The 8,845-nt window shown below is 42.3% G+C and carries 10 protein-coding genes; 6 read left to right on the top strand and 4 right to left on the bottom strand.

What is annotated here, in order from left to right:
- The 4 genes from NWP17_RS10210 to NWP17_RS10195 form a co-directional block, all read left to right on the top strand.
- A partial coding sequence (locus NWP17_RS10210; protein ID WP_280654806.1) for a bluetail domain-containing putative surface protein occupies positions 1–191 on the top strand: 191 nt, incomplete at its 5' end.
- Positions 192–346: 155 nt separating this feature from the next.
- A complete protein-coding gene (locus tag NWP17_RS10205) occupies positions 347–991 on the top strand; it encodes a gamma-glutamylcyclotransferase family protein (protein WP_280654805.1) in 645 nt (214 codons plus the stop codon).
- A 2-nt stretch (positions 992–993) separates the two neighbouring features.
- A complete protein-coding gene (locus tag NWP17_RS10200; RefSeq protein WP_280654808.1) occupies positions 994–2,280 on the top strand; it encodes an FAD-binding oxidoreductase in 1,287 nt (428 codons plus the stop codon).
- A 55-nt stretch (positions 2,281–2,335) separates the two neighbouring features.
- Positions 2,336–3,700: a (Fe-S)-binding protein gene (locus NWP17_RS10195; protein ID WP_280654804.1), complete on the top strand. Its 1,365-nt coding sequence runs from the start codon at positions 2,336–2,338 to the stop codon at positions 3,698–3,700.
- Between the two features lie 27 nt (positions 3,701–3,727).
- On the opposite strand, the gene NWP17_RS10190 is transcribed toward NWP17_RS10195, so the two are convergent.
- Positions 3,728–4,810: a YheT family hydrolase gene (locus tag NWP17_RS10190; protein WP_280654803.1), complete on the bottom strand. Its 1,083-nt coding sequence runs from the start codon at positions 4,808–4,810 to the stop codon at positions 3,728–3,730.
- Positions 4,811–4,916: 106 nt separating this feature from the next.
- Here NWP17_RS10190 and NWP17_RS10185 point away from each other — a divergent pair, with 106 nt between their 5' ends.
- Together NWP17_RS10185 and NWP17_RS10180 are read left to right on the top strand one after the other, a co-directional pair.
- Positions 4,917–5,279: a hypothetical protein gene (locus NWP17_RS10185; protein WP_280654802.1), complete on the top strand. Its 363-nt coding sequence runs from the start codon at positions 4,917–4,919 to the stop codon at positions 5,277–5,279.
- A gap of 70 nt (positions 5,280–5,349) precedes the next feature.
- The gene (locus NWP17_RS10180; protein ID WP_280654801.1) at positions 5,350–6,093 is read left to right on the top strand and encodes a response regulator transcription factor; all 744 of its coding nucleotides are present in this window, start codon (positions 5,350–5,352) and stop codon (positions 6,091–6,093) included.
- A gap of 35 nt (positions 6,094–6,128) precedes the next feature.
- Here the strand turns inward: NWP17_RS10180 and holB are convergent, their stop codons facing one another.
- The 3 genes from holB to NWP17_RS10165 all read right to left on the bottom strand — a co-directional run bounded on the left by holB (position 6,129) and on the right by NWP17_RS10165 (position 8,775).
- Positions 6,129–7,097 carry a DNA polymerase III subunit delta' gene (gene holB / locus NWP17_RS10175; protein ID WP_280654800.1) on the bottom strand — a complete coding sequence of 323 codons (969 nt, stop codon included), beginning with the start codon at positions 7,095–7,097 and terminating at the stop codon, positions 6,129–6,131.
- Positions 7,098–7,231: 134 nt separating this feature from the next.
- A complete protein-coding gene (locus tag NWP17_RS10170; RefSeq protein WP_280654799.1) occupies positions 7,232–8,407 on the bottom strand; it encodes a DNA double-strand break repair nuclease NurA in 1,176 nt (391 codons plus the stop codon).
- A gap of 95 nt (positions 8,408–8,502) precedes the next feature.
- Complete coding sequence (locus NWP17_RS10165; protein ID WP_280654807.1) at positions 8,503–8,775, bottom strand: zinc ribbon domain-containing protein; 273 nt, start codon at positions 8,773–8,775, stop codon at positions 8,503–8,505.
- Positions 8,776–8,845 lie beyond the last annotated feature (70 nt).

Below are 8,845 nucleotides of genomic sequence, written 5' to 3'. Positions count from 1 at the left end.
GCGCACAGGGGTTAGGAATTAACTCTGCTGTCTTCTTTGGTTGGGGAGGACGACAGTATTTATCTATTAACGACGGTACAGCAGGTTTCCAATCCAATAACGATTTAGTTCTGCAAGTAGATCGGTTTACCTTCGCTACTGGTGATAACAACGCCGGTACTCTCAATGTGGATAGCTACTTTACCTCCTGATAGGTTTTAGCTCCTCATCTCATGCGGGGTTTTACCCCGCATATTTCCAATCTATAAACCACCTATTGTATTGATGGCAGTATAGTTGTATAATCACGAAATTAGTGATAAACTACTTTTTATATAGATACTTCTAGAAATCTTTCTAAAGATAGATGAGTCATCACAGCGATCGCTCACAGCATACTTGGGGAAAATCTCACCATCCTGCCCAACAGTCACAAAAAGAGCCGATGTTTTATTATTTTGCCTATGGCTCTTGTATGTGTCCTGTGGATTTAAAGCGATCGCTTGGTGAAAACACACATCCTTATATTATTGGGACAGGAATTTTAACAGGCTATCGCTTAGGGTTTTACTCCTATTCTCCCACGCGCAAATGTGGCGTTTTGGATGTGTTAAAAGATAATCATGCCAGTGTTAAGGGTGTACTGTATCACCTACCCCAGCGATTGAGTGCATATCTCGACCAGCGCGAAGGTGTTTCCCAAAGTTTATATCGTCGGGAAACAGTAGATATACACTGCCAAAATCAGCTATACACCAAAGTCCGCACCTATGTAGTAGTTAACAAACTCACAGAAGAACTTGCACCCAATGATTGGTACTTTAATGTAGTTCTCCGCGGTGCTGTCACCTGTGGACTACCAGAAGAATATTGCTGGCATTTATTTGAGCATATGTACAAATTACAACAGCGTTATCAAGAAAAATGCCAAGTCATCTCTACCAATGGTAGTAATGGGTCTAAGCAGGAACTTACATCTTTACTAATGTCAGCAATAACCAATGACCAATGACCATGAAACCAGTAGCCGCTTATCTTGCATCTATCGTCGCAGAAAATGCCATCTGTGTTTGGGAAAACCTAGAACCTAGTCAGCAACAACATATCCAACAAGCGATGATGGCATCTGCCAACCCCCCTGGTTGTATTGTTTACCCGGAAACTCAAGAACAACTAGCAGCAGTCATCGCCGTAGCTAACCGCAATAACTGGCGAGTGCTACCCTGTGGTAAATGCAGTAAAATCCATTGGGGCGGTTTAGCCACAGGTATTGATATCATTGTCAGCACAGAACGCATTAATCAACTCATTGCACACGCAGTTGGTGATTTAACCGTCACTGTAGAAGCAGGGATGCAGTTTAGCCAACTCCAATCAATTTTAGCTCAAGCCCGTCAATTTATTGCCATCGACCCCAGCACACCAGAATTAGCAACCATTGGCGGTATTGTGGCTACAGCTGATACTAATTCCCTCAGACAAAGTTATGGGAGTGTGCGCGACCAGCTACTAGGAATTACCTTTGTCCGCAGTGATGGGGAAATTGCCAAAGCAGGGGGGCGAGTTGTAAAAAATGTGGCTGGATATGATTTGATGAAATTATTTACAGGCTCTTATGGCACATTAGGAGTTATTAGTCAAGTAACTTTTCGTGTGTATCCATTACCAGAAACATCTAGTACGGTTCTACTAACTGGTACACCAGAGTCTATATGCCAAGCTGCGGACACCCTCCGCAATTCTGCCTTAACACCCAGCCAAGCTGATTTGCTATCAAGTCAACTTGTAACCAGGTTAGGCGCAAGTGGAGGTTTGGGATTAATGGCGCGTTTCCAAAGCATTAGGGAAAGTGTTGAGGAACAGTCAAAGCGGTTATTGGCTCTGGGGGAAAAGTTGGGTTTAGAAGGCACAATTTACCATCAGGAACCTGAAGAATATCTATGGCAAAGATTACCAAAACTAATGTATGGTGGGGTAACAGATTCTGCAATTACCTGCAAAATAGGAGTATTACCCACTGCAGCAGTGGAAGTTGTGAACCAAGCAGAAAGGAGTTTAATTCACATTGCTAGTGGTGTGGGTTGGTTACAACTGCAAAATCAAAGTCAGGTGATTAAAATGCGGGCTATTTGTGAATCTTACCAAGGGTTTTTGAGTATTTTAACTGCATCAAATCAAATTAAACAAGCCATAGATGTTTGGGGATATGGTGGTAATTCATTACACATGATGCGCGGAATTAAAACACAGTTTGATAGTAAGAATATTTTAAATCCTGGTCGCTTTGTGGGTGGAATTTAATTTAACAAACCGCAAAGGCGCGAATAACACAAACTTAAGGGAAGAAAGAAATAATATGCAAGTTTCTGATAATTCTGTGAATAAAGCTGCTAGTATTAAGAATTTAACAGGTTTTGATGTTAATCAGCCACCTGATGCAAAATTGATTGATAGTTGTGTACATTGTGGATTTTGTCTTTCTACTTGTCCTAGTTATCGGGTCATTGGTAAAGAAATGGATTCACCCAGGGGACGCATTTATTTAATGGATGCCATTAATGAGGGTGAAATTGCGTTAAATACAGCTACAGTACAACATTTTGATTCTTGTTTGGGTTGTCTGGCTTGTGTGAGTACTTGTCCTTCCGGGGTGCAGTATGATAAATTAATTTCTGCCACTCGGCACCAAGTTGAACGTAATTACTCCCGCAGCCTACCAGATAAATTAATTCGTGGACTGATATTCTCTTTATTTCCTAATCCTGATTTATTACGCTTGTTTTTGTTTCCTTTGCTAATTTATCAAATATTAGGTTTACCTAAACTAGTACGGAGTACAGGTTTACTGAAGAAAGTATCCCCCCGTTTGGCAGCAATGGAATCAATTTTACCCCAAATTACTGTTAAATCTTTTCAAGATAATTTACTAGATGTGATTCCTGCCCAAGGTAAGCGGCGTTACCGAGTGGGGGTAATTTTGGGATGTGTACAACGGCTGTTTTTTTCCCCAGTAAATGAAGCAACTGTAAGAGTTTTAACCGCCAATGGTTGTGAAGTTGTCATTCCTAAATCTCAAGGTTGTTGTGCAGCGCTACCGGAACACCAAGGGCAAACCCAACAAGCCAGGGCTTTGGCTAGGCAAATGATAGATAGTTTTGCCCATACTAATGTAGATTTTGTGATTATCAATGCTGCTGGTTGTGGTCACACTTTAAAAGAGTATGGTCATATTTTAGCAGATGACCCAGATTATCAAGAAAAAGCACAAGCATTTGTAGCCAAAGTTAAAGACGCTCAAGAGTTTTTAGCAACAGTGGGGATAACAGCTAAATTATCGCCCTTAACTGACGAACCTCTTAATTTAGTTTATCAAGATGCTTGTCATTTATTACATGGACAAAAAATCAGTGTGCAACCACGTCAACTATTACGGCAAATTCCCAATATCAAGTTAAGGGAACCAATAGATGGGGCTTTGTGTTGTGGTAGTGCTGGTGTTTATAATTTGCTTCAACCAGAAGTTGCTGAGGAGTTAGGTGAGCAAAAAGTAAATAATTTATTAAATACTGGTGCTGAGTTAATTGCTTCTGCTAATCCTGGTTGTACTTTGCAAATTACTAAGCATCTGCAATTACAAAGTAAAAAAATTCCGGTCATGCACCCCATGGAGTTGTTAGATTACTCAATCCGGGGTGTTAAATTTAACGGTGAGCTTGGCTAATTAATTGTTTCTGCTAATCCTAGCCCATCAAACCCATACTAACTCTGATGGAATTTTCCGCTGGTTTGCTAACCACTGTAAAGTCCGATTCCAAGCCCACCAAATATCTGGATCTTGTGCTTGGCGCTGGCATTCCTTGCTACTTATATAACCCACGTGACCACCGTGGGGAGTAAGTAATAAGTTTAAGGCTGGATTACTATTACAACTGGCTTGCAACTCAGGGATAATTTCTGGGTGAAATAAGGGGTCATCGCCAGCATATAATATTAAAGTTGGTTTTGATATGTGTGGCAATAACTGTAAAGCGCTACTAGCTTGATAATACTCTTCCACCGAAGAAAAACCTAATCTAGTAATTACCAGTTCATGGTCAAAAGCCCAAATACTATTGGCTCGTTTTATGGCTTGTGGATCTATTGTACCAGGATGAGTATCATGTATTCGCCATGCTAGTGTTTTCAAATTACGCACGATGGCTTTTTCTAAGTATTTACCCAGGGGTTGTTTGACTAAATAGTTAAGCGATCGCATAGAATCCAAATTAGGACAAATCACCACCCCACCACCAATGTCACTGTTGCGTAATCCTAAGTATTCATGACCATGAATTAAATCTTGGGCAGTTTTTAGCCCCCACAGCGCCAATTGTCCCCCCAGGGAAAAACCTGTAAACCAAAACTTACTGGGACATCCCATAGTAGCAGCGGCGGCCGCAATGCGAACAAAGTCTTCTCCCTCATACAAACCATCAGAGGTCAAAGTGGGAGATAGTTCTGCTGTTCGTCCGTGGGCGCGCCAATCAAATAACACCACGGCGTACCCTTGGGCATAAGCCTTACGCCCTAACAGTCTTAAAAACCATTCTTGTTCTAGATCCCCTGTAATGCCATAGGTAGCAATTATGGTACTATGAGCATTTTTTGGTATAGCCACCCAACCAAAAATCGGCACACCCTGCCCACCAATAAAAACTGTTTTTTGATATTGCGGCTCTGGATAGGGAGTAGTTTGCCGCCAATAACGTTTTCCCCACAAAGCAGCGTAAACAGTCATGGTCAGACCATTTTGGAGAAAAGGAGGCGAATTGTAGGCAGATGAACACAACATACACTGGATCTAGAGTACCTTAGTTTTAGTTTGACCTTTATGCTACATTGAAATATTTATTATAATCAAGATAAAAATCTTTTGGAATACATGGTCGAGCAAAACCGTGGATAAATCATGGTTCTCGACAAAACTGTACACTGCCCAGAATCAGAACTCACTCAGGATTTACTCTCAATCCTTCACGTCTTTTCCTACCGAATGCACGGACTCAGAAAATACTCTCAAAAAATCAAAAAAGATTTATCTCAAACTGAGTCAGGCACAGAAACGTAAAATTAAATATTGGTTTGGTGTTTCTAAATTCCTATGGAAGGGAATAAAAAGAGATGTAAATGCAGCAGTAAATATTTTAAATATTTTAAATCTTGCCAAGCAAGCTAGGGGAGGGCATCCCCGAGGTAACGCTACAGGAGTTGGGATCTCCACTCTGGTTGGTGAAAACCTGCTAGAGCAAATTCTGACGTAGAATGTAGAATCCCCGTGCATTTACGCCGGGGAGTGTCAACCTTAGTGAAGTAGTAATAATTTATTCAATAATGCCCAGGATTCTTGTCATAGACGATGACCCAGCAATTTCAGAACTAGTTGCGGTCAATTTAGAAATGGCTGGCTACGATGTCAGCCAAGCTGAAGATGGCATCAAAGGTCAAGCCCTGGCTCTTCAGTTACAACCTGACTTAATCATGCTTGACCTGATGTTGCCGAGAGTAGACGGATTTACAGTTTGTCAACGCCTACGGCGAGACGGGCGGACAGCAGAAATTCCCATATTAATGCTTACTGCTTTGAGCCAAACTCAGGATAAAGTAGAAGGCTTTAACTCAGGGGCGGATGATTACCTCACCAAGCCCTTTGAAGTAGAGGAGATGTTAGCACGGGTGCGGGCATTGTTGCGACGTACAGACCGCATTCCCCAAGCGGCAAAACATAGTGAAATTCTCAACTATGGGCAGTTAACCTTGGTTCCAGAAAGATTTGAGGCCATATGGTTCAATGAAACAGTAAAATTAACTCACCTGGAATTTGAGCTACTTCATTGTTTACTGCAACGCCACGGACAAACAGTTTCCCCCAGTGAAATTCTGCGGGAAGTTTGGGGTTATGATCCAGATGATGACATTGAAACCATCCGAGTGCATATCCGCCACTTGAGAACCAAACTAGAACCAGATCCCCGTCGCCCCCGCTATATCAAAACAGTCTATGGTGCGGGATACTGTCTGGAGTTACCCGGCTTACCTCAAACCAATGAGGATGCTTCAGCATCACTGGTGGAGTGAAATTTCTCTTCACACATTATTGACACTCCCCCAGGCTAAAGCCGGGGGATTCCAGCGTCACTAGTCAACAGTTCTATGAATGTACATTCCCAAACCAAGCGGGGCTGGGCGTAACACAGTAAAAATTTACGAGTTTGTTCCAACTTGTGAATGATTTGTGGTTGGTGGCACTGTTGCCAGTAGAATTGTTGGAGATAGTCTACTAACCAAAGTTGCCCCTCTGTATCTAATTCTTGAGCAATTTTTTTACCTAACTGTAAGGCTTGACTATAGGATGAAGGCAGTTTAGTTACTTGTTGGAGTAGGTTTTCAGGAATTATTTTTAACTGCTCATGGGATGCGATCGCACTTCCTGGGCTACCTGCAGCTATACTCAATATTGTTTGATGCTGTAATATTTCTTCATGTCCTGTTTGGGTAAGTACCAGAGTCAAAGACTCTGGGTCTAAGCGATAAAAAGGAATACGTTGACAGCGCGACACCAAAGTGGGCAAAACCGACTCCGGGGAGGGTGCAATTAAAATCAAAGTGGCTTGTCCAGGTTCTTCTAGAGTTTTCAGTAAAGCATTAGCCGCAGCTTCCGCCATTGTTTCTGCTGACTCTATCACCACTACATTTCTAGGCGCTTCTAAGGGAGGACGGGCGAGAAACTCAGCAATTTCCCGGATTTGTTCTAGTCTAATTATGGGTGGTGCTTTACGTTTAAGTTTTTTTTCTGCCGCTTCTGCCGCGGTGAGTCGTTTGCCTTCGTGTTGGTAAGTAGGCTGCACCCACCACAAGTCAGGATGATTACCTTGACGCAAACGATGGTGTAAAGAGGTCACATGACCAGACTGTGCAGAAAATAACAATTCCACAAAGCACCGGGCAGCTAAAGTTTTTCCTACACCATCCATACCTACAAATAAATAGGCAGGGGCTACCCGGTGTTGTTTCACAGCCTGGGTCAGTATTTCTACAGCTTGGGGTTGCCCCACCAGTGGGGAAAAGGAGTTATTAGTCAAAGTAGAGGTAACAGCGAACAGTCATTGGTAATAATAACGTTGTAGTGGGAGCATCCTATGGCTACTGTTGAAGAAATCCAAGATTAATCTAAAATCTAAAATCTAAAATCTAAAATCTAAAATCTAAAATTGCCTCAAGCTATACTGCCTCGTTTTCTAGCTTCTTTGTAGGAAGTGCCGACATTTCTGATACCGGCTTTGATCATTTGTCTTTCTAACAAAGCGAAAAAACGAGTTTTATCACCACCCCTGACCACTGCTTGATTATGTGCTTCGGAAATGGCCACAGGGTAGCCCTGGCCTTTCTGTACCTGTGCTAACATTAGTCCCAAAGCTTGATTAAACATATCTAAGTTTTCTGCCACCCATGCGGGGACTTCTATGCGGGCAATTTCACTACCCACATGGACATGGCAAAAGTAAATGATTTGCTCACCATATAATTCTAAAATTCGGTTATTGCTGCGCCATAGTGGCCCCCGTTGTCCTGGTTGGAGTTCAGTCCCCCATAGAGTAGTATCTCGTAAAGGTTCAAAAATTTTACAAGGTACTTTTTCTAATTGCTCTGGACAATAACTTTTACAGTCAGGGGCAGGATGGGGACAAGCTAATAAACGTAAAAAGTTCACAGAGTCAACATTGCGAGAAGCGCTAACATAGCCCATGAGAGGAATTTGTGCTTGATGAAGCTGTTGCCAAGCGGCTAGGATGGGCGGTAAGATATGATGGCGGGCATCGGTTGGTAATTGTTCTAAGAACCAGTAAATTAAAGAACCATCAACCATGGCTAAAGCTGGAGCTTCTGATTTGGCAGCACAAGCTAATTCTGCTAAAACTGTTGTTTCTGAAGCTGTGCGGCGATAACCCATCCATTCTTCGGTTTTAATTCCCCATTGGCGAGACATATATAAATCTTCTGGCCGATAAAACACCTCTGGCAAACTATCAAGTAAAGGTTGGCGATTTTGTCCGTAGTGTAATACCACTCTGCCAATATTTAAAAGATAGCAATAAGCAATTTCATGATGGTTGGGGGCTATTTGGGAACCGTCAGTGGCAATAACAGTATGCACTTTGGGGGGGGCGGGGATATCAACACAGGTTGTTAACGGCTCAATGGGTGTAGAATGGGTGAATATAATGCGATCGCGCCATTTTTCCTGTATTTGAACTAAATCTGGTTGGCGCTGTTTGGCTTTGTTTAGATATTCTCGTCCCAATTCTAAGCGCTGGCGACCAGCCGCAGCTTCTAAGGTGAGATGCTGACTTAAACCCTGCATTTGCCGCGCCAACTTGCTGATATCTAGCATGAGAAAACCCCTGTTAATATGAAGCAGCACTTAATATCCTAGCTGTAACAGTTTTAAGCAAACGCCCAAAGGAGGAAGATTTTATGTTGACATACTCACCGACCTTGAAGGTCGGTGATTCTTGACAGTTCACAGTAACTCGCTGCCGAAACAGTCTTACAGTCACTCCCTGTCCATTTTAGGTCGTGCCGATGCCCCATGCCGACCATTTTTATATTCTTAGCAGCATTCTCATCTCTGTCTGCAAGAGTACTGCAATTTAAACACAACACTGAGCGAACAGACAAATCAATCTTGCCCCAACGATACCCACAGCCAGAGCAAATCAGCCTAGTATGTTCCCAATAGATTATACACTGTTTAAGCAAAAATGACAAGTGGGTTAAGACATGAAAGACATAGTATCTCAGTCCTGAAAATACACTTGGTTTCTGTTAC

The sequence above is a fragment of the Chrysosporum bergii ANA360D genome, from assembly GCF_029891735.1.
Classification (GTDB): Bacteria; Cyanobacteriota; Cyanobacteriia; order Cyanobacteriales; family Nostocaceae; genus Umezakia; species Umezakia bergii.
The sequence above is the reverse complement of the archived record's forward strand: the minus strand, read 5'-3'. Positions and strand labels throughout refer to the sequence as shown.

Excerpts from the sequence above, each read along its gene's own strand:
- NWP17_RS10195 (WP_280654804.1), top strand. The coding sequence starts at position 2,336 with ATGCAAGTTTCTGATAATTCTGTGAATAAAGCTGCTAGTATTAAGAAT.
- NWP17_RS10190 (WP_280654803.1), bottom strand. The coding sequence starts at position 4,810 with ATGTTGTGTTCATCTGCCTACAATTCGCCTCCTTTTCTCCAAAATGGT.
- NWP17_RS10180 (WP_280654801.1), top strand. The coding sequence starts at position 5,350 with ATGCCCAGGATTCTTGTCATAGACGATGACCCAGCAATTTCAGAACTA.
- NWP17_RS10200 (WP_280654808.1), top strand. The coding sequence starts at position 994 with ATGAAACCAGTAGCCGCTTATCTTGCATCTATCGTCGCAGAAAATGCC.
- NWP17_RS10170 (WP_280654799.1), bottom strand. The coding sequence starts at position 8,407 with ATGCTAGATATCAGCAAGTTGGCGCGGCAAATGCAGGGTTTAAGTCAG.
- NWP17_RS10205 (WP_280654805.1), top strand. The coding sequence starts at position 347 with ATGAGTCATCACAGCGATCGCTCACAGCATACTTGGGGAAAATCTCAC.